The sequence below is a fragment of the Escherichia sp. B1147 genome (genome assembly GCF_001660175.1).
Lineage (GTDB): Bacteria > Pseudomonadota > Gammaproteobacteria > Enterobacterales > Enterobacteriaceae > Escherichia > Escherichia whittamii.
The window spans coordinates 1-18,673 of sequence record NZ_LFHY01000007.1 but is presented as its reverse complement, the minus strand read 5'-3'; the positions used below and the strand labels follow the sequence as shown (position 1 = coordinate 18,673).

At 49.7% G+C, this 18,673-nt stretch carries 19 protein-coding genes, 2 pseudogenes and 1 other annotated feature; of the genes and pseudogenes, 13 read left to right on the top strand and 8 right to left on the bottom strand.

Annotated elements, in window-relative coordinates; genetic code table 11:
* The first annotated feature begins 116 nt into the window (after nucleotides 1–116).
* Entirely contained in the window at nucleotides 117–368 is a 252-nt protein-coding gene (locus A9180_RS06475) for a YciN family protein (RefSeq protein ID WP_064527209.1), read from the top strand.
* Nucleotides 369–403: 35 nt separating this feature from the next.
* Here A9180_RS06475 and sohB read toward each other — a convergent pair whose 3' ends face one another.
* Nucleotides 404–1,453 carry a protease SohB gene (gene sohB, locus A9180_RS06470; protein ID WP_064527207.1) on the bottom strand — a complete coding sequence of 350 codons (1,050 nt, stop codon included), beginning with the start codon at nucleotides 1,451–1,453 and terminating at the stop codon, nucleotides 404–406.
* Nucleotides 1,454–1,671: 218 nt separating this feature from the next.
* Between sohB and A9180_RS06460 the strand changes: the two genes are divergently transcribed.
* Both A9180_RS06460 and cobO read left to right on the top strand, forming a co-directional pair.
* On the top strand, nucleotides 1,672–2,430 hold the full coding sequence (locus A9180_RS06460) for a YciK family oxidoreductase (RefSeq protein ID WP_064527203.1): 759 nt from the start codon (nucleotides 1,672–1,674) through the stop codon (nucleotides 2,428–2,430).
* Nucleotides 2,427–3,017 (top strand): cob(I)yrinic acid a,c-diamide adenosyltransferase, encoded by a 591-nt coding sequence (gene cobO, locus A9180_RS06455; protein WP_064527201.1) that lies wholly within the window; start codon nucleotides 2,427–2,429, stop codon nucleotides 3,015–3,017. Before A9180_RS06460 ends, cobO begins: the two co-directional genes overlap by 4 nt.
* 51 nt (nucleotides 3,018–3,068) lie before the next feature.
* Here the strand turns inward: cobO and A9180_RS06450 are convergent, their stop codons facing one another.
* From A9180_RS06450 to rnm, 6 genes and pseudogenes are all read right to left on the bottom strand, one after another.
* Nucleotides 3,069–3,377 (bottom strand): hypothetical protein, encoded by a 309-nt coding sequence (locus A9180_RS06450; protein ID WP_064527199.1) that lies wholly within the window; start codon nucleotides 3,375–3,377, stop codon nucleotides 3,069–3,071.
* A 10-nt stretch (nucleotides 3,378–3,387) separates the two neighbouring features.
* Nucleotides 3,388–4,388, bottom strand: a pseudogene (locus A9180_RS06445) (hypothetical protein).
* A 168-nt stretch (nucleotides 4,389–4,556) separates the two neighbouring features.
* Nucleotides 4,557–5,432 (bottom strand): 23S rRNA pseudouridine(2605) synthase RluB, encoded by an 876-nt coding sequence (rluB, locus tag A9180_RS06440; protein ID WP_064527198.1) that lies wholly within the window; start codon nucleotides 5,430–5,432, stop codon nucleotides 4,557–4,559.
* 211 nt (nucleotides 5,433–5,643) lie between these two features.
* Nucleotides 5,644–7,539, bottom strand: coding sequence for a DUF2207 domain-containing protein (locus A9180_RS06435; RefSeq protein ID WP_064527197.1), 1,896 nt, complete (start codon nucleotides 7,537–7,539; stop codon nucleotides 5,644–5,646).
* A 27-nt stretch (nucleotides 7,540–7,566) separates the two neighbouring features.
* Nucleotides 7,567–8,187, bottom strand: a complete 621-nt coding sequence (locus A9180_RS06430; protein ID WP_001516499.1) for an L-threonylcarbamoyladenylate synthase — start codon at nucleotides 8,185–8,187, stop codon at nucleotides 7,567–7,569.
* Entirely contained in the window at nucleotides 8,184–9,065 is an 882-nt protein-coding gene (gene rnm, locus A9180_RS06425; RefSeq protein ID WP_064527196.1) for an RNase RNM, read from the bottom strand. The genes A9180_RS06430 and rnm overlap by 4 nt, the downstream gene beginning before the upstream one ends.
* A 137-nt stretch (nucleotides 9,066–9,202) precedes the next feature.
* Between rnm and trpL the strand changes: the two genes are divergently transcribed.
* From trpL to trpA, 6 genes are all read left to right on the top strand, one after another.
* The gene (gene trpL / locus A9180_RS22645; RefSeq protein WP_001700591.1) at nucleotides 9,203–9,247 is read left to right on the top strand and encodes a trp operon leader peptide; all 45 of its coding nucleotides are present in this window, start codon (nucleotides 9,203–9,205) and stop codon (nucleotides 9,245–9,247) included.
* Nucleotides 9,224–9,317 (top strand) — a sequence feature (Trp leader region). (Overlaps the previous gene by 24 nt.)
* 21 nt (nucleotides 9,318–9,338) lie before the next feature.
* Complete coding sequence (gene trpE, locus A9180_RS06420; RefSeq protein ID WP_064527194.1) at nucleotides 9,339–10,901, top strand: anthranilate synthase component I; 1,563 nt, start codon at nucleotides 9,339–9,341, stop codon at nucleotides 10,899–10,901.
* On the top strand, nucleotides 10,901–12,496 hold the full coding sequence (trpD, locus tag A9180_RS06415; RefSeq protein ID WP_000763524.1) for a bifunctional anthranilate synthase glutamate amidotransferase component TrpG/anthranilate phosphoribosyltransferase TrpD: 1,596 nt from the start codon (nucleotides 10,901–10,903) through the stop codon (nucleotides 12,494–12,496). Before trpE ends, trpD begins: the two co-directional genes overlap by 1 nt.
* The gene (trpCF, locus tag A9180_RS06410; RefSeq protein ID WP_074399465.1) at nucleotides 12,497–13,858 is read left to right on the top strand and encodes a bifunctional indole-3-glycerol-phosphate synthase TrpC/phosphoribosylanthranilate isomerase TrpF; all 1,362 of its coding nucleotides are present in this window, start codon (nucleotides 12,497–12,499) and stop codon (nucleotides 13,856–13,858) included.
* Between the two features lie 11 nt (nucleotides 13,859–13,869).
* Nucleotides 13,870–15,063: a tryptophan synthase subunit beta gene (gene trpB, locus A9180_RS06405; protein ID WP_064527192.1), complete on the top strand. Its 1,194-nt coding sequence runs from the start codon at nucleotides 13,870–13,872 to the stop codon at nucleotides 15,061–15,063.
* Nucleotides 15,063–15,869, top strand: coding sequence for a tryptophan synthase subunit alpha (gene trpA / locus A9180_RS06400; protein ID WP_064527190.1), 807 nt, complete (start codon nucleotides 15,063–15,065; stop codon nucleotides 15,867–15,869). Before trpB ends, trpA begins: the two co-directional genes overlap by 1 nt.
* A 50-nt stretch (nucleotides 15,870–15,919) precedes the next feature.
* Here trpA and ompW read toward each other — a convergent pair whose 3' ends face one another.
* Nucleotides 15,920–16,573: an outer membrane protein OmpW gene (gene ompW / locus A9180_RS06395; RefSeq protein ID WP_064527188.1), complete on the bottom strand. Its 654-nt coding sequence runs from the start codon at nucleotides 16,571–16,573 to the stop codon at nucleotides 15,920–15,922.
* A 224-nt stretch (nucleotides 16,574–16,797) separates the two neighbouring features.
* On the opposite strand from ompW, the pseudogene A9180_RS24710 reads away from it, so the two are divergent.
* The 4 genes and pseudogenes from A9180_RS24710 to A9180_RS06380 all read left to right on the top strand — a co-directional run.
* Nucleotides 16,798–16,989 (top strand): annotated as a pseudogene (locus A9180_RS24710) (YkgJ family cysteine cluster protein); the annotation flags it as partial.
* 27 nt (nucleotides 16,990–17,016) lie between these two features.
* Entirely contained in the window at nucleotides 17,017–17,760 is a 744-nt protein-coding gene (locus A9180_RS06390) for a YciC family protein (protein ID WP_064527187.1), read from the top strand.
* 29 nt (nucleotides 17,761–17,789) lie between these two features.
* Nucleotides 17,790–18,326, top strand: coding sequence for a septation protein A (locus tag A9180_RS06385; protein ID WP_029696404.1), 537 nt, complete (start codon nucleotides 17,790–17,792; stop codon nucleotides 18,324–18,326).
* Between the two features lie 233 nt (nucleotides 18,327–18,559).
* The coding region (locus A9180_RS06380) for an IS3 family transposase (RefSeq protein WP_074399464.1) at nucleotides 18,560–18,673 on the top strand (114 nt) is incomplete at its 3' end.

The following is an 18,673-nucleotide window of genomic DNA, read 5'->3' as shown; positions in this document are numbered from 1 at the left end:
CTTTATTAGCATGCAAAATCCAAAGTTGCCAGTAAGGCGCTCTTGCCGTCAGCGTGGTATATTTGTCTGAAAGCCATGCCTGGCGTAGACTAATGTCCTTGTTTAAGGAGTAAATAATGAACAAAGAGACACAACCCATCGACCGCGAAACGCTGTTGAAAGAGGCTAACAAAATCATTCGTGAGCATGAGGATACGCTCGCAGGGATTGAAGCCACCAGCGTCACGCAGCGTAATGGCGTGCTGGTGTTTAGCGGCGATTATTTTTTAGATGAACAAGGATTGCCGACAGCGAAAAGCACCGCGGTGTTTAATATGTTCAAACACCTGGCTCATGTGCTCTCGGAAAAATACCATCTGGTCGATTAAAGCAAAACGCGAGGTTTTACCCTCGCGTTTATCTTTTACATCAACGGCTTTTGCCCGCGTTGCCACCAGCGTAGCAACAATCGGTCGGCGCTCTCTGCTGCGCTGCCGGTGAATCGGTCGATTAACCGTTTACGCTGCATATAGCGCACATTGACCACTTCACGCCCTTCCATCAGGCTAAGGATCACTTCATCACTGGTGTTGATTTCGTCAACCAGGCCTTTCTCTATCGCCTGTTGTCCGTACCAGTGTTCACCGGTTGCCACCTGTTCAATGTCCAGAGACGGACGCATACGCTTCACAAAATCTTTAAATAACTGATGCGTTTCGTTCAGTTCTTCGCGGAATTTCTCGCGCCCTTCTTCTGTATTTTCACCCAGCAATGTCAGCGTGCGCTTATATTGCCCGGCAGTGTGTAGTTCGATATCAATGTCTTTGCTTTTCAGGAATCGGTTAAAGTTGGGCATTTGCGCCACAACACCAATGGAGCCAACAATTGCAAATGGCGCTGAAACAATTTTATCCGCCACACAGGCCATCATGTAACCGCCGCTGGCAGCCACTTTGTCTACCGTAACGGTTAAAGGAATATTTTTATCGCGCAGACGCTGCAACTGTGAAGCCGCCAGACCGTAACCATGTACCATGCCGCCGGGGCTTTCCAGACGCAGAACGACCTGATCCTGCGGTTTAAATGCCGCGAGAACCGCTGTGACCTCTTCACGTAGCGCATTCACTTCATGGGCATCCATACTGCCTTTGAAATCCAGCACCCAGACACGTGGCTTGTTTTCGGCTGCCACCTCGCCCAGTTTGGCTTTTGCTTTCGCTGCCTTCGCTTCTTGCTTGTGCTTTTTCTTCTGCGCTTTGTGCCACTGCTTTTGCTGATGCGGGTCCATCAACGCTGCTGCCAGTTCTTCTTTCATCTCCTTATATTGTTCGCTGAGATTGTTAACCCGTAACTCGCCACGCTGGCGTTTATTACGTTGAGCAACATTGACAATAATGGCGGCAACAGCCGCAATCGCCACCACAACAGTGACAATTTTCGCCAAAAACAAACCATATTCAGACAACAATTCCACGAGTCCCACCTTGGTTAAACAACGCTTTGCTTCACAGTTTACAACAGGCATGTTAAGCCGTCTCGCAGAGATATTCTTGACGAGAAAGTATGACAAAGTATTCATTTTGCGGCGTTATCGCCCCAGGCTGATTGAAATGCCCTTCTGTTTCAGGCATAAAACCCCAAAGTCATAAAGTACACTGGCAGCGCGACTGTTGATGTCGTCGGGGAGTAGCCATGCATTACCAACCAAAACAAGATTTACTCAATGATCGTATAATCCTGGTGACAGGCGCCAGCGACGGCATTGGTCGTGAAGCCGCTTTAACTTATGCGCGCTATGGCGCGACGGTCATTCTGCTGGGCCGTAACGAAGAAAAATTACGTCAGGTGGCCCAGAGCATGTTCGAAGAGACAGGACGCCAGCCGCAGTGGTTTATTCTCGATTTGCTGACCTGTACGTCCGAAGACTGCCAACAACTGGCACAGCGCATTGCTGTTAATTATCCGCGTCTGGATGGCGTTCTGCATAATGCCGGATTGCTTGGCGACGTTTGCCCAATGCGCGAGCAAAATCCGCAGGTCTGGCAGGACGTTATGCAAGTCAACGTTAATGCTACCTTTATGCTCACCCAGGCACTGCTTCCTTTATTACTCAAATCGGACGCCGGTTCGCTGGTCTTCACCTCATCAAGCGTTGGGCGCCAGGGGCGTGCCAACTGGGGCGCATATGCAGTGTCGAAATTTGCCACCGAAGGAATGATGCAAGTGCTGGCCGATGAATATCAGCAGCGCCTGCGTGTGAACTGCATTAACCCGGGCGGTACACGTACTGCAATGCGTGCCAGTGCTTTCCCCACCGAAGATCCACAGAAACTCAAAACACCCGCCGATATCATGCCACTCTATTTATGGCTGATGGGCGATGACAGCCGCCGTAAAACCGGCATGACCTTTGACGCCCAACCGGGCCGCAAACCAGGAATTTCCCAATGAGTGATGAACGCTACCAACAGCGTCAGCAGCGTGTTAAAGAGAAAGTTGATGCTCGCGTGGCGCAAGCGCAGGATGAGCGTGGCATTGTCATCGTCTTTACCGGCAATGGAAAAGGCAAAACCACCGCGGCATTTGGTACCGCAACTCGCGCAGTTGGCCATGGTAAAAAAGTGGGCGTCGTGCAGTTTATTAAAGGTACCTGGCCTAACGGCGAGCGCAATCTGCTGGAGCCACATGGCGTCGAGTTTCAGGTGATGGCAACGGGCTTTACCTGGGATACGCAGAATCGCGAGTCTGATACCGCCGCCTGCCGCGAAGTCTGGCAACATGCCAAACGGATGCTGGCAGATTCTTCACTGGATATGGTTTTGCTCGATGAGCTGACGTATATGGTGGCGTATGACTATTTGCCACCAGAAGAAGTGATTCAGGCGTTAAATGAACGTCCACATCAGCAAACCGTCATTATTACGGGTCGAGGCTGTCATCGGGATATACTCGAACTGGCGGATACGGTAAGTGAGTTACGCCCCGTGAAACATGCATTTGATGCTGGCGTAAAAGCGCAGATAGGGATTGATTACTAAGCGAAAGCACCTCAAAAGAAGCCTCTTGAGGTGCTTTAATCATAACTATATTCAAGCGGCAATAGCGAAATTCAAAATGCGTTTAATCTCATTCAAATGTCCCGGATATGCTTCATGATTCTCAGCGTCAACATCTTCAATAAATAATATCAGTTCAGTAATTAACGCATTAGCATCGCCATAATTTATCCCGGTTAACTCTGGTGAAGTTTCAGTACCATAGTTAATCGTCAGGTTGTTCATAACTTCGAGGATAAGGATAAAATATTTATGACAAACATTGCATGTAGTTTTATTGCCCAGGGTATTATACAGCATGTCGAGTAATGCCAGTATTCTACGATTTTGCACATCGTTCATAAAAAGCCTCCTATAACATTATTCCGCTGGCAACAAGTAATTTTGCCACCCCCTCAGACGCCTTTAACCCACTAATGACCTGTGCGCGTAATATTTCATTTAATCTTTTTTGTTCAGCTGCCGTGCGTGTTTTATTAACGTATAGCTTTTTCAGATAGTCACCCTTATCTATAAAAGCATTTAAAGCCTCAATCGCGGGCATGGCAGGCGCCGATGCCTGTAGCCTGGTTTCATTCACATTGATTACTGAACTTAGAAACTCTTTCCTGTTTTTCAGAGTGTTAAACTCTGTATTCTTAGAATTTTTAGACGCCGTATTATAATAAAACATATTATCATGCACATTCGCAAAGGTGTAATTTTCAATCTCATTGCTTTTTGTATAAATATCATTGCGCAAAACTGTCATGTTCTTTATAAGTCTTACCCAGTTTTCATCTACCGTTTTACCTATTTTCCCAGAATTAACCCTTATTATATATAACTCATTGAAATAATTTACTAAATCTTTAACCGCTGCTGCAGATTGCGCTAAATCTTTGCTATGTGAAACACCAAGTAGTGTTTGTGCGTTGTTTGCGTGATCCAGAGCCTGTTTAAGTAATGCTACTTGCTGACTTTCTGAAGTTGCCATATCCTCAGTCAGAAGTTCCACATAAGCACTCATGCTATTAATGACTTCCATTGAAGCCAGCAATTTTTCTTTCTCGAAAGGGACTAATTGTACTTTTTCTGTATTTGGCCCTGGACGCTGGCATAATTTTCCGCCATTACCATCCCCCCTATACCTATGGTATAATCAGGTCGCAGTGCACAATCCGGATTAGTCGCATAAAAATTAACAAGGAAGTTTTCACGAGAAGCATAGTATTGTTTAAAGAAACTTGCATTCGCCGCTACCGCTTTGTTACCTGCAGTAATAACAGTTTCAGCTTGTTCGTTTTTCAATGCTTCAGTTGCACAACCTGAAAGCATTAACAGTGATAGAAATATTCCACTATATCTAATCATAACCCACCTCTTGACGTTGAGTTTATCTCAGATAATTAAATAGTAATGTGGCTATTTCCGGGCATTATTCATAAGCAAGTATGAAATTAAATTAAAATACTGCGACTATTTATCATGCTTCAAATGAAGAAAGGCCCCGCAGGGCCTTTATTTTATACTTATATTAAATTAACCGTTATTATTACGTCCGCCAGAACGACGGCCGCCGCTCACCTGGCTATGACGTTTCACCGCACGTCGAATTTGATTCGCCTTCATGCGACGACGATCTTTTTCTACGGCGACTTTAGAGCTGCTTTCTGGCGGCAGTTCCACCAGTTCACGCAGATAGTTTGTCTGAGCGAGATCCAGCTCAGTCCAGCCGCCGCGTGGCAGACCTTTCGGCAGTGGAATATCACCGTAACGTACACGGATCAGGCGGCTTACCTGCACACCAACCGCTTCCCAAAGACGACGAACTTCGCGGTTACGTCCTTCAGTCAGCGTGACGTTATACCACTGGTTAATCCCTTCGCCACCGCTGAACTTGATGGTTTTAAATGCTGCCGGACCATCTTCCAGCTGCACGCCGCGGCTTAAATCACGCAGTTTCGCGTCGTCAACCTGACCAAATACACGCACGGCATATTCACGTTCAACTTCACGGCTTGGATGCATTAAACGGTTTGCCAGTTCACCGTCGGTGGTGAACAGCAACAGACCACAGGTGTTAACGTCCAGACGACCTACGGCAATCCAGCGTGCTCCACGCAGCTTTGGCAGACGGTCAAACACCGTTGGACGCCCTTCCGGGTCATTACGTGTACACAACTCACCTTCTGGCTTGTAATAGGCCAGAACACGACAAATTTGTTCAGCGGACTCGCGTACCGAAATCAGGTGACCATCGATACGAATTTTCAGCCCAGGGGTAACTTCAACGCGATCGCCGAGTTTAGCAATTTTGCCATCGACACTCACACGACCGGCTTCAATAATAGATTCGATTTCACGGCGAGAACCGTGGCCGGCACGCGCCAGCACTTTCTGTAACTTTTCGCTCATTGAGCTTCCTTTTGGTGTCGCCTTCCCAGGCGTCTGATATTCTTTTGTGCAACAGTGAGTCAGAACGTACATCTGACCCACTGATAGTAAAGTCTGTTTGAACTCTTCAGGCCTTAGTAAACAACTCGACGTTTTAACTGACCTGGCTTTGAGGCGCAACATACTACACTATCTTTATGGTTAAAGCTTGTTTCGATTAACATCAGCTTGATTACCAGCCACCACCGCCTCCGCCACCTGCGCCGCCGCCAGCACCACCACCGGAATAACTTCGCCCCAGCAAACTGGTATTGGCCCCCACACTCAGGTGCATCTGTAATGAGAATAAAACACCGCTACGGGCAATTTCCGGAGCGCGAACTGCCGCTGTAAGTGACGGAGTGATACGTGCGGCCCATTCTCTGCCAAGGTTTGCCGAAACCGCCCAACCTAACAACGTGTAATCCAGTTTCCGTGTTTCCCCTTTCCGCCGCCGCCCACTGTGCGTTGCCGCCTCTTTACGCGCAAGATAGTTAACGATAGCCTCGCCGTGGGCATAACGTTGCTGCCCAGTTTGTGTAAACTGTGGCAGAAAAATATACCCCAGGGCGGTGAGATACCCCGTCAGGAAAACGGCGCTAAAATAACCGGCTGGCATATACCAGTAAAAGAACACATCTCCGACATTGATGTAGAGAGAATAGAAAGCCACGCCTGAACAAATCAATGGTAAAAACAACGTGATGATTACACGATTAACACAAGGTTTGTCATCATCGCGGGCAAACAAAAGCTCAAGGGAACAAAACAAATAAGGAAGAAACCAGCAGGTCATGATAAACATATCTGCCACCACGCTCATACCTGCCCAGCCTACGGGACTCAGGTTTCCATAGAGAATGACCGCCAATATCGCCAGTCCGCCCCATTGCAAAAACGCATCAGGTCGGTAAAACGAAGACCTTTTACGTGGCAGATAAAATTTCTGCATCCGTAAAAATGCTCTGCGTAATACTCTGTTTCGTCCACCAGCGAGAATTATCTTGTCGCCTTTGCGAAATAACGCCTCCAGTAATAACTGCTCTGCGGGCAGTAATACCGCATTATTTCTGGTAGCGCCTTCATTAACACGAACCAGGGTTTGCTGGTTTTTGTCATGCTGATCCTCCAGATAAATTTTTCCTTTCACGATCAGATTTACAATATCGGCACAAAAACCTTTGTCGTCATAAACCCGTTTTGCATCAAGGCGCAACATGCCAGGCGTGTAATCTGGAGGAATGGTTTCAGTTTCACTCACATTCACCGGCGTAAATTGCGGCCTGCATTTCCACAGATATAACCATCCACACGCCAGTAACAGACACGGTAACCAAATGATAAGAGACGATGTTGAGGGCAAAAAAAGATGGCTAAAAATATTCGTCGTGTGTTGTGCCGGGGCATTATCCAGTAAGGCATGAGGCCAACGGTAGAGTACAGTGAAATCTTCACGATAAAACGGATCGCGCGATTCAATTCTTCCATCCTCAAGGATGCGGCCATTTCGATATGTTTCGCCCTCATCTCCGGTAAAGAGATCGATTTCCCTAAATGGATTACCTGCAATATTAGGTAACTTGAGCGAAAATCGGGTCTTATAGATTTCAAATGGCCAGTTATTACCGGTCACGTTCCAGATAAGCAGGTCAGAATCACCCTCATGCAGGAAAGCATTTTCAACCTGGTAATGAATTTGATAGTGATAATCGCCTTGCGGCAAGAAACGCTGCTTATCACCCACAACAATACTCATCAACCCAATATGCCAGTCGAGTTGCCAGGGTTCAGGCATACCATCACGAGTGACGCCAATAATGCGATAGTTTAGCAGTGCAGCGTCACCATCAGGCTGCATCCATAATCGCGGCAAATCACGATAAAATCCGTGCTTAATCTGCTGATTTCTTGCCTGAAAATGAATGTTCTCTTTAATGTCGAGCACCCCATCAGGTTGCATGGTGGCCTCAACATCAAAAAGTGAGATCCCTTCTTCATAAGAAGGGATCTCCGTGTTTTTCGCATGACTCAACGAAGAGAAAATCAGCCCAACGATTAACAGCAAAATGCAGCGAAATGTCCCTGCCATAATCTTCCATCCGTGGAACGCAATTTTTTATAAGAAAGGCTTCACATCACCTACGCCTTCACGCACCACGACTGGCGTATCATCGGTGAGATCAATAACCGTTGTCGGTTTCTGTCCGAGATAGCCGCCATGAATAATTAAATCCACCTGTTTTTCCAGACGGTCTTTAATTTCTTCCGGATCGGATTCAGTAAATTCGCTTCCCGGCAGCATTAACGAAGTGGAAAGCATCGGTTCACCCAGCACCTCAAGTAATGCCTGGGCGATGGGGTTTGACGGCACGCGCATGCCGATGGTTTTACGTTTTTCCTGTAACAGGCGGCGCGGCACCTCTTTCGTCCCCTTCAGGATGAAGGTGTAGTTGCCCGGCGTGTTGTTTTTCATCAGGCGGAACGCAACGTTATCCACAAATGAATAGGTCGAGAGTTCAGATAGATCGCGACACATCAGGGTAAAGTTGTGACCGTCCGGCAGCTGGCGAATACGACAAATACGCTCCATGGCGTTTTTATCTTCGATTTTACAGCCAAGTGCATAGCCGGAATCGGTTGGATAAACAATCACCCCACCTTTACGCACGATCTCCACCGCCTGGTTGATCAGACGTTGCTGCGGGTTATCAGGATGAATATAAAAAAACTGGCTCATAATTCCCTCTCTGTGGTGTTCTGCGGCTGTTCCCATAGCTGCCAGACGCCTTCAACGCCTGCGGGCAGCCAGAGTTTACGACCCAGTTCGATCCACGGGCACGGCTGATGAAAATCAGATCCTTGAGATGCCCATAAATGGTGCTGACGCGCAAGTGTCGCCAGTTGGGTACGTTCATTGGGCGATTGCTGGCACTGCGCGACTTCCATCGCGTCGCCGTGGTGTTCGGCAAAATGCGCAACCAATCTTTTCAGCCATTTAGCACTAAGATTGTACCGCCCAGGATGAGCAAGCACCGCCTTACCGCCAGAATGATGAATGACATCAATAGCTTGTTCTATTGTACACCACTGTGGCGGAACGTATCCGGTTTTCCCGCGCGCCAGATATTTTTTAAAGACATCTGCCACTGAGCTGGCTTTGCCGCACTCCACAAGGAAACGAGCAAAATGGCCACGCGTCACCGCACCGCCCTGCGCCAGTCTTTGCGCGCCTTCCAGTGCACCTGGTATTTGCGCTTTTTCCAGTCTTTCAGCGATTAACTGCGCCCGCTGATTGCGTCGTTCTGTCTGCTGCGCGAGGAACTCACACATTTCCGGATGCGCAATATCAATATTCAGCCCGACAATATGAATTTCATGATTTTCCCAGACGGTAGATATTTCCACGCCAGGAATAAGATTCAGTGCCAGTCCCGAACGTGAAATTTCTTCTCTTGCTGGTGCGATCGCTGCTGTGGTGTCATGGTCAGTAATCGCCAGCGTGCCAACGCGCATGTCTACGGCACGTTGTACCAGCGCTTCTGGTGTCAGACAGCCATCGGAAGCTGTGGTATGGCTGTGCAGGTCGTAAATCACTGCGTAGTTTGTGTCGCTCAAGGCGCACTCCCGTTTTGGAAAATGTTTATTGCGCCGACATCATAACGGTTCTGACAAATATTCTGAAATGAGCTGTTGACAATTAATCACCGAACTAGTTAACTAGTACGCAAGTTCACGTAAAAAGGGTATCGACAATGAAAGCGATTTTCGTACTGAAAGGTTGGTGGCGCACTTCCTGAAACGGGCAGTGTATTCACTATGCGTAAAGCAATCAGATACCCAGCCCGCCTCATAAGCGGGCTTTTTTTTGAACAAAATTAGAGAATAACAATGCAAACACAAAAACCGACTCTCGAACTGTTAACCTGCGAAGGCGCTTATCGCGACAACCCGACCGCGCTTTTTCATCAGTTGTGTGGGGATCGTCCGGCAACGCTGCTGCTGGAATCCGCAGATATCGACAGCAAAGATGATTTAAAAAGCCTGCTGCTAGTGGACAGTGCGCTGCGCATTACAGCATTAGGTGACACTGTCACAATTAAAGCACTCTCCGGCAATGGCGAAGCCCTGCTGACACTGCTGGATAACGCCCTGCCTGCGGGTGTGGAAAATGAACAATTACCAAACTGCCGTGTGCTGCGCTTCCCGCCCGTCAGTTCGCTGTTGGATGAAGATGCCCGCTTATGCTCCCTTTCGGTATTTGACGCTTTTCGTTTGTTGCAGGATCTGGTGAATGTACCGAAGGAAGAACGAGAAGCGATGTTCTTTGGCGGCCTGTTCTCTTACGACCTGGTCGCTGGGTTTGAAGATTTACCGCAACTGGCAGCGGAAAATAACTGCCCTGATTTCTGTTTTTATCTCGCTGAAACGCTGATGGTTATCGATCATCAGAAAAAAAGCACCCGCATTCAGGCCAGCCTGTTTGGTCAAAATGAAGAAGAAAAACAACGTCTCACTGCTCGCCTGAACGAACTTCGCCAGCAACTGACCGAAGCCGCGCCACCGCTGCCGGTGGTTTCCGTGCCGCATATGCGTTGTGAATACAATCAAAGCGATGACGAGTTTGGTGGTGTAGTACGTGCGTTGCAAAAAGCGATTCGCGCCGGAGAAATTTTCCAGGTCGTGCCATCTCGCCGTTTCTCACTACCCTGCCCGTCACCGCTGGCAGCCTATTATGTTTTGAAAAAGAGTAACCCCAGCCCGTATATGTTCTTTATGCAGGATGATGATTTCACCCTGTTTGGCGCGTCGCCGGAAAGCTCGCTCAAGTATGACGCCACCAGCCGCCAGATTGAGATCTACCCGATTGCCGGAACACGCCCACGCGGTCGTCGCGCCGATGGTTCACTGGACAGAGATCTCGACAGCCGAATTGAACTCGAAATGCGTACCGACCATAAAGAACTTTCAGAACATCTGATGCTGGTAGATCTCGCCCGAAATGACCTGGCGCGCATTTGCACTCCGGGCAGTCGCTACGTAGCCGATCTCACCAAAGTAGACCGTTATTCCTATGTGATGCACCTCGTCTCCCGCGTGGTCGGCGAGCTGCGCCACGATCTTGACGCCCTGCACGCTTACCGCGCCTGTATGAATATGGGGACGTTAAGCGGTGCGCCGAAAGTGCGCGCCATGCAGTTAATTGCCGAGGCGGAAGGTCGTCGACGCGGCAGCTACGGCGGCGCAGTAGGTTATTTCACCGCGCACGGCGATCTCGACACCTGCATTGTGATTCGCTCGGCGCTGGTGGAGAACGGCGTCGCCACCGTGCAAGCCGGTGCTGGTGTTGTCCTTGATTCTGTTCCGCAGTCGGAAGCCGACGAAACCCGTAATAAAGCCCGCGCTGTTCTGCGCGCTATCGCCACCGCGCATCATGCACAGGAGACTTTCTGATGGCTGACATTCTGCTGCTCGATAATATTGACTCTTTTACTTACAACCTGGCAGATCAGTTGCGCAGCAATGGTCATAACGTGGTGATTTACCGCAACCATATTCCGGCGCAAACCTTAATTGAACGTCTGGCGACCATGAGCAATCCGGTGCTGATGCTTTCCCCTGGCCCCGGCGTGCCGAGCGAAGCCGGTTGTATGCCGGAACTCCTCACCCGCCTGCGCGGCAAGCTGCCAATTATTGGCATTTGCCTCGGTCATCAGGCGATTGTCGAAGCCTACGGTGGTTATGTCGGTCAGGCGGGCGAAATTCTTCATGGCAAAGCCTCCAGCATTGAACATGACGGTCAGGCGATGTTTGCTGGATTGACAAACCCACTGCCAGTGGCGCGTTATCACTCGCTGGTTGGCAGTAACATTCCGGCCGGTTTAACCATTAACGCCCATTTTAATGGCATGGTGATGGCGGTGCGTCACGATGCAGATCGCGTTTGTGGATTCCAGTTCCATCCGGAATCCATTCTCACCACTCAGGGCGCTCGCCTGCTGGAACAAACGCTGGCCTGGGCGCAACAGAAGCTGGAGCCCACCAACACGCTGCAACCGATTCTGGAAAAACTGTATCAGGCGCAGACCCTTAGCCAGCAGGAAAGCCACCAGCTATTTTCAGCAGTGGTGCGTGGCGAGCTGAAGCCGGAACAACTGGCGGCGGCGCTGGTGAGCATGAAAATTCGCGGCGAGCACCCGAACGAAATCGCCGGAGCAGCAACGGCGCTACTGGAAAACGCCGCGCCGTTCCCGCGCCCGGATTATCTGTTTGCCGATATCGTCGGTACTGGCGGTGACGGCAGCAACAGTATCAACATTTCTACTGCCAGTGCTTTTGTCGCTGCGGCATGTGGACTGAAAGTGGCGAAACACGGCAACCGCAGCGTCTCCAGTAAATCTGGTTCGTCGGATCTGCTGGCGGCATTCGGTATTAACCTGGATATGAATGCAGATAAATCACGCCAGGCACTGGACGAGTTAGGCGTCTGCTTTCTCTTTGCGCCGAAATATCACACCGGATTTCGCCACGCAATGCCAGTTCGCCAGCAACTGAAAACCCGCACCCTGTTCAATGTGCTGGGGCCATTGATTAACCCGGCACATCCGCCGCTGGCATTAATTGGTGTCTACAGCCCGGAACTGGTGCTGCCGATTGCTGAAACCCTGCGTGTGCTGGGGTATCAACGCGCAGCAGTGGTGCACAGTGGCGGAATGGACGAAGTTTCCTTACACGCGCCGACAATCGTTGCAGAGCTTCATGATGGCGAAATTAAAAGCTATCAACTGACCGCGGAAGATTTTGGCCTGACGCCTTACCACCAGGAGCAACTCGCTGGCGGAACACCGGAAGAAAATCGTGACATTTTAACACGCTTGTTACAAGGTAAAGGCGACGCCGCCCATGAAGCAGCCGTCGCGGCGAATGTCGCCATGTTAATGCGCCTGCACGGCCATGAAGATCTGCAAGCCAATGCACAAACCGTTCTTGAGGTGCTGCGCAGTGGTTCCGCTTACGACAGAGTCACCGCACTGGCGGCACGAGGGTAAATGATGCAAACCGTTTTAGCGAAAATCGTCGCAGACAAGGCGATTTGGGTAGAAGCCCGCAAACAGCAGCAACCGCTAGCCAGTTTTCAGAATGAGGTTCAGCCGAGCACGCGACATTTTTATGATGCGCTACAGGGTGCACGCACCGCGTTTATTCTCGAGTGCAAAAAAGCATCACCATCGAAAGGTGTGATCCGTAATGATTTCGATCCGGCACGCATTGCCTCGATTTATAAACATTACGCTTCGGCCATTTCGGTGCTGACCGATGAGAAATATTTCCAGGGGAGCTTTGATTTCCTCCCTATCGTCAGCCAAATCGCGCCCCAGCCAATTTTATGTAAAGACTTTATTATCGACCCTTACCAGATCTATCTGGCGCGCTATTACCAGGCCGATGCCTGCTTATTAATGCTTTCAGTACTGGAAGACGAACAATATCGCCAGCTTGCTGCCGTCGCCCACAGTCTGGAGATGGGCGTGCTGACCGAAGTCAGTAATGACGAGGAGCTGGAACGTGCCATCGCCCTGGGGGCAAAAGTTGTCGGCATCAACAACCGCGATCTGCGTGATTTGTCGATTGATCTCAACCGCACGCGCGAGCTTGCGCCGAAACTAGGGCACAACGTGACGGTAATCAGCGAATCCGGCATCAATACTTATGCTCAGGTGCGCGAGTTAAGCCACTTCGCTAACGGCTTTCTGATTGGTTCGGCGCTAATGGCCCATGATGATTTGAACGCCGCCGTGCGTCGAGTGTTACTGGGTGAGAATAAAGTGTGTGGCCTGACTCGCCCACAGGATGCCAGAGCCGCTTATGACGCGGGCGCTATTTACGGTGGATTGATATTCGTTACAACGTCACCTCGCTGCGTCAGCGTTGAACAGGCGCAGGCAGTGATAGCTGCGGCACCGTTGCAATATGTCGGCGTGTTCCGTAATCACGATATCAGTGAGGTCGTTGATAAAGCGAAGACCCTGGCACTGGCAGCAGTACAACTGCATGGCAGTGAGGACCAGAAATATATCGACGAACTGCGTGACGCGCTGCCTGAAAACATTGCCATCTGGAAAGCATTGAGCGTCGGTGAAACGCTTCCCGCGCGCGATTTTCAGCACGTCGATAAATATGTATTCGACAACGGCCTGGGCGGGAGCGGGCAACGTTTCGACTGGTCACTGTTAAACGGTCAATCGCTTGGCAACGTGCTGCTGGCGGGTGGCTTAGGCGCAGATAACTGCGTGGAAGCGGCACAAACCGGCTGCGCCGGGCTTGATTTTAATTCTGCTGTAGAGTCACAACCGGGCATTAAAGATGCACATCTTTTGGCCTCGGTTTTCCAGACGCTGCGCGCATATTAAGGAAAGGAACAATGACAACATTACTTAACCCGTATTTTGGTGAGTTTGGCGGCATGTACGTGCCACAAATCCTGATGCCTGCCCTGCGCCAGCTGGAAGAAGCTTTCGTCAGCGCGCAAAAAGATCCTGAATTTCAGGCCCAGTTCAACGACCTTTTGAAAAACTATGCCGGACGTCCAACCGCGCTGACCAAATGCCAGAACATTACAGCTGGTACGAACACCACGCTGTACCTGAAGCGCGAAGATTTACTGCACGGCGGCGCGCATAAAACTAACCAGGTGCTGGGGCAGGCATTGCTGGCGAAGCGGATGGGTAAAACCGAAATCATCGCCGAAACCGGTGCCGGTCAGCATGGTGTAGCATCGGCACTTGCCAGCGCCCTGCTCGGCCTGAAATGTCGAATTTATATGGGCGCCAAAGATGTTGAGCGTCAGTCGCCCAACGTTTTCCGGATGCGCTTAATGGGTGCGGAAGTAATCCCCGTACATAGCGGTTCCGCAACGCTGAAAGATGCCTGTAACGAGGCGCTGCGCGACTGGTCCGGCAGTTATGAAACCGCGCACTACATGCTGGGTACCGCAGCCGGTCCACATCCTTACCCGACCATTGTCCGTGAGTTCCAGCGGATGATTGGCGAAGAAACGAAAGCGCAGATTCTGGAAAGAGAAGGTCGCCTTCCTGATGCCGTTATCGCCTGTATTGGCGGTGGTTCGAATGCCATCGGTATGTTTGCTGATTTCATCAACGAAACTAATGTCGGCCTGATTGGCGTGGAGCCTGGCGGCCACGGCATCGAAACTGGCGAGCACGGCGCACCGTTAAAACATGGTCGCGTAGGCATCTATTTTGGCATGAAAGCGCCGATGATGCAGACCGAAGACGGGCAGATTGAAGAGTCTTACTCCATCTCCGCCGGGCTGGATTTCCCGTCCGTTGGCCCACAACATGCGTATCTCAACAGCATCGGTCGTGCTGATTACGTGTCGATTACCGATGATGAAGCACTGGAAGCCTTTAAAACGCTCTGCCTGCACGAAGGGATTATCCCGGCGCTGGAATCCTCCCACGCGCTGGCCCACGCACTAAAAATGATGCGCGAAGACCCGGAAAAAGAGCAGCTGCTGGTCGTTAACCTTTCCGGTCGCGGCGATAAAGACATCTTCACCGTTCACGATATTTTGAAAGCTCGAGGGGAAATCTGATGGAACGCTATGAAACTCTGTTTGCCCAGTTGAAGGAGCGCAAAGAAGGCGCATTTGTTCCTTTCGTCACCCTCGGTGATCCGGGCGTAGAGCAGTCGCTGAAAATTATCGACGCATTGATTGAAGCCGGTGCCGACGCGCTGGAGTTAGGCATCCCCTTCTCTGACCCGCTGGCCGATGGCCCGACCATTCAAAACGCTACACTGCGGGCTTTTGCCGCAGGTGTGACCCCGGCACAATGTTTTGAAATGCTGGCACTGATTCGTCAAAAGCATCCGACCATTCCCATCGGCCTGCTGATGTACGTCAACCTGGTGTTTAACAAAGGCATTGATGAGTTTTACGCACTATGTGAAAAAGTCGGCGTCGATTCAGTGCTGGTTGCCGACGTGCCGGTGGAAGAGTCCGCGCCTTTCCGCCAGGCGGCGTTGCGGCATAACGTCGCACCTATCTTCATCTGCCCGCCGAATGCTGATGATGATTTGCTGCGCCAGATTGCGTCTTTCGGTCGTGGTTACACCTATTTACTGTCGCGAGCGGGCGTGACCGGAGCGGAAAACCGCGCAGCGTTACCCCTCAATCATCTGGTCACAAAGCTGAAAGAGTACAATGCTGCGCCGCCATTGCAGGGCTTTGGTATTTCAGCACCGGAACAGGTAAAAGCAGCGATTGATGCAGGGGCCGCAGGCGCGATTTCGGGTTCTGCGATTGTTAAAATCATCGAGCAACATATTAGTCAGCCAGAAAAAATGCTGGAAGCACTGAAAGATTTTGTCCGTCCGATGAAAGCAGCTACACGCAGTTAATTTGGGACAAACCGCCAGAAAACATCTGGCGGTTCATTGATGGTAAAAAATTAGAAGCGGTAGCCCGCAGAGAACATAAATACCCACGGGTCGAGGCGTACGTTGTCAGAATAACGTCCTGCAGGCAGCACTGCGCCATTGGATTTATATTTCACCTCAGTGTCGATATCCATGTACCAGACCGACATATTAAGTAACCAGTCACGGTTGATGAGATAATCCAGACCTACTTGTCCCGCCACGCCCCATGAATCCTTCAGACTAAGGTCGGATAAACCAAGACCTTCACCGGTGTCATTGAAGTCATTATTAAAAAAGGTGGTGTAGTTAATACCCGCACCAATGTAAGGACGGAATTTACTGCCGGAATCACCAAAATACCATTGTGCCATCAGTGTTGGCGGTAAATGGTGGACTGTCGCAATATCCCCGGTTGTGGCGGTGCCAACCTTATGACGAAACGGCGATGCCGCCAGCAATTCCACGCCGATGTTATCGGTCGCCATATAAGTGAAGGTCAGCCCCAGTTGGGTGTTATTGGTCACGCTAAAGCCACCCAGACTTCCCAGAGTTCCATCCGCGCCTTCCGTTGGACGCACCGTTGCCGAACCTGCACGAATGAAAAACTCGCCTGCTTCGTGAGCATAGACGCTACCAGAGAGAAGTGTACTGACTGCCAATGCCGCCACTGTTAATTTTTTCATGTTCGCTCCGTCGTTATGGTTATAAAAACGTGACGAATATACCTACATTGGAGTAACAAATGATCCTACACAGATCACACTCCATTCGCTAAATGACCATTTATTGATCTGGATTAATTTAGAAGTTGCATCGCATATCCTAGTTAATGTGATTCAAATCAATTTGAATGCTTTTCATCTCCGAAGATATTCTTTTGCTAGCTTATTGGCCTTTTAAGCAGGCGGTAAGTTGCGGTATTTATGCAAACAGCCCTTCTGCTTGCCAGGAATTTGTCGTGTCTGGAGAAAGCAATAAATCCTGTGATCGCGCCCAAGCCCGCTGTGGATTACCTGCGCTTTACAAAGATATGCTTTTCCATACAAGTCGTGATGCTGCCACTGAAGGGATAACCAGGGTACAATTGCCTGCTAATTAACACCTGCATAAAACTCAAGGAGAGTGCATGTCTATCACGGCGCAGTCCGTATACCGTGACACCGGAAATTTCTTCCGTAATCAATTTATGACCATTCTGTTGGTATCGTTGCTTTGTGCATTTATCACAGTGGTGTTAGGACATGTTTTCTCACCCAGTGACGCACAGCTTGCGCAGCTCAATGACGGCGCGACCGTTAGTGGCAGCGGTGGGTTGTTCGATCTGGTACAAAATATGTCCCCGGAACAGCAACAAATTTTGCTGCGAGCTTCCGCTGCGTCCACTTTTTCAGGATTAATCGGTAACGCCATTCTCGCCGGAGGCGTAATATTAATTATCCAACTGGTGTCTGCAGGTCAGAGAGTTAGTGCGCTACGAGCTATTGGTGCCAGTGCGCCGATATTGCCAAAGTTATTTATTCTGATTTTTCTGACTACCCTTTTAGTACAGATTGGCATCATGCTGGTGGTCGTTCCGGGAATTTTAATGGCCATTTTACTGGCACTGGCGCCGGTGATGTTGGTGCAGGATAAATTGGGCGTTTTCGCCTCTATGCGCAGCAGTATGCGGCTGACATGGGCGAATATGCGTTTGGTGGCACCTGCAGTACTAAGCTGGTTACTGGCAAAAACACTGTTGCTGCTGTTTGCCTCTTCGTTTGCCGCATTAACCCCGGAAATTGGCGCCGTACTGGCGAACACCTTAAGCAACCTGATTTCAGCCGTATTGCTTATCTATCTGTTCCGCCTGTACATGTTGATTCGCCAATAACCTGAAGTATTTGATTACGGAATCGTAAAATGAAGCAGTTTCTTGATTTTTTACCGCTGGTTGTTTTCTTCGCGTTCTACAAAATTTATGACATCTATGCGGCAACTGCGGCGCTCATCGTCGCCACGGCGATTGTGCTTATTTATAGCTGGGTTCGCTTCCGGAAAGTTGAGAAGATGGCCCTGATCACCTTTGTTCTGGTGGTCGTTTTCGGTGGTCTGACGCTGTTCTTCCACAATGATGAGTTTATTAAATGGAAGGTCACTGTCATTTACGCTCTGTTTGCCGGTGCTTTGTTGGTTAGCCAATGGGTAATGAAAAAGCCACTGATTCAACGGATGCTGGGTAAAGAACTCACTCTACCGCAGCCAGTGTGGTCGAAACTGAATCTGGCCTGGGCAGTCTTCTTTATTCTTTGCGGCCTGGCGAATATCTACATCGCATTCTGGCTACCACAAAACATTTGGGTCAACTTCAAAGTGTTCGGTCTGACCGCCCTCACCTTAATCTTCACACTGTTAAGCGGTATTTATATCTACCGCCATATGCCGCAGGAAGATAAGTAATAAATCACATAAAATACAAATACGAATCAAACAATTAGATTACATTTAAATGTGTAATTATGATTAAAAGCACGCTTTAATGTACACTTTGTACGAAGCGTGCTTTTTTTAAGATGCGTTATGCGTAGCTCCGCTTTACCGCCTCGCTGACTTCCATCATTGTAGTGGCATAGTGAATTTGGCCACCTGAATAGAGGTGATATCATCACCTCATAGTCAAAACAGGTGACATTATGACCGGACGTAACAGACGCAATTTTAGCCCCGAGTTTCGCCTCGAGGCTGCCCAGCTTGTACTCGATCAGCATTACACCGTTGCCGCCGCTGCCACTGCGATGAATGTCGGC

Bases quoted from the DNA above. Each gene is read 5' to 3' on its own strand.
- A9180_RS06475 (WP_064527209.1), top strand. From the start codon at position 117: ATGAACAAAGAGACACAACCCATCGACCGCGAAACGCTGTTGAAAGAG.
- A9180_RS06460 (WP_064527203.1), top strand. From the start codon at position 1,672: ATGCATTACCAACCAAAACAAGATTTACTCAATGATCGTATAATCCTG.
- cobO (WP_064527201.1), top strand. From the start codon at position 2,427: ATGAGTGATGAACGCTACCAACAGCGTCAGCAGCGTGTTAAAGAGAAA.
- A9180_RS06450 (WP_064527199.1), bottom strand. From the start codon at position 3,377: ATGAACGATGTGCAAAATCGTAGAATACTGGCATTACTCGACATGCTG.
- rluB (WP_064527198.1), bottom strand. From the start codon at position 5,432: ATGAGCGAAAAGTTACAGAAAGTGCTGGCGCGTGCCGGCCACGGTTCT.
- A9180_RS06435 (WP_064527197.1), bottom strand. From the start codon at position 7,539: ATGGCAGGGACATTTCGCTGCATTTTGCTGTTAATCGTTGGGCTGATT.
- A9180_RS06430 (WP_001516499.1), bottom strand. From the start codon at position 8,187: ATGAGCCAGTTTTTTTATATTCATCCTGATAACCCGCAGCAACGTCTG.
- trpE (WP_064527194.1), top strand. From the start codon at position 9,339: ATGCAAACACAAAAACCGACTCTCGAACTGTTAACCTGCGAAGGCGCT.
- trpD (WP_000763524.1), top strand. From the start codon at position 10,901: ATGGCTGACATTCTGCTGCTCGATAATATTGACTCTTTTACTTACAAC.
- trpCF (WP_074399465.1), top strand. From the start codon at position 12,497: ATGATGCAAACCGTTTTAGCGAAAATCGTCGCAGACAAGGCGATTTGG.
- trpB (WP_064527192.1), top strand. From the start codon at position 13,870: ATGACAACATTACTTAACCCGTATTTTGGTGAGTTTGGCGGCATGTAC.
- trpA (WP_064527190.1), top strand. From the start codon at position 15,063: ATGGAACGCTATGAAACTCTGTTTGCCCAGTTGAAGGAGCGCAAAGAA.
- ompW (WP_064527188.1), bottom strand. From the start codon at position 16,573: ATGAAAAAATTAACAGTGGCGGCATTGGCAGTCAGTACACTTCTCTCT.
- A9180_RS06390 (WP_064527187.1), top strand. From the start codon at position 17,017: ATGTCTATCACGGCGCAGTCCGTATACCGTGACACCGGAAATTTCTTC.
- A9180_RS06385 (WP_029696404.1), top strand. From the start codon at position 17,790: ATGAAGCAGTTTCTTGATTTTTTACCGCTGGTTGTTTTCTTCGCGTTC.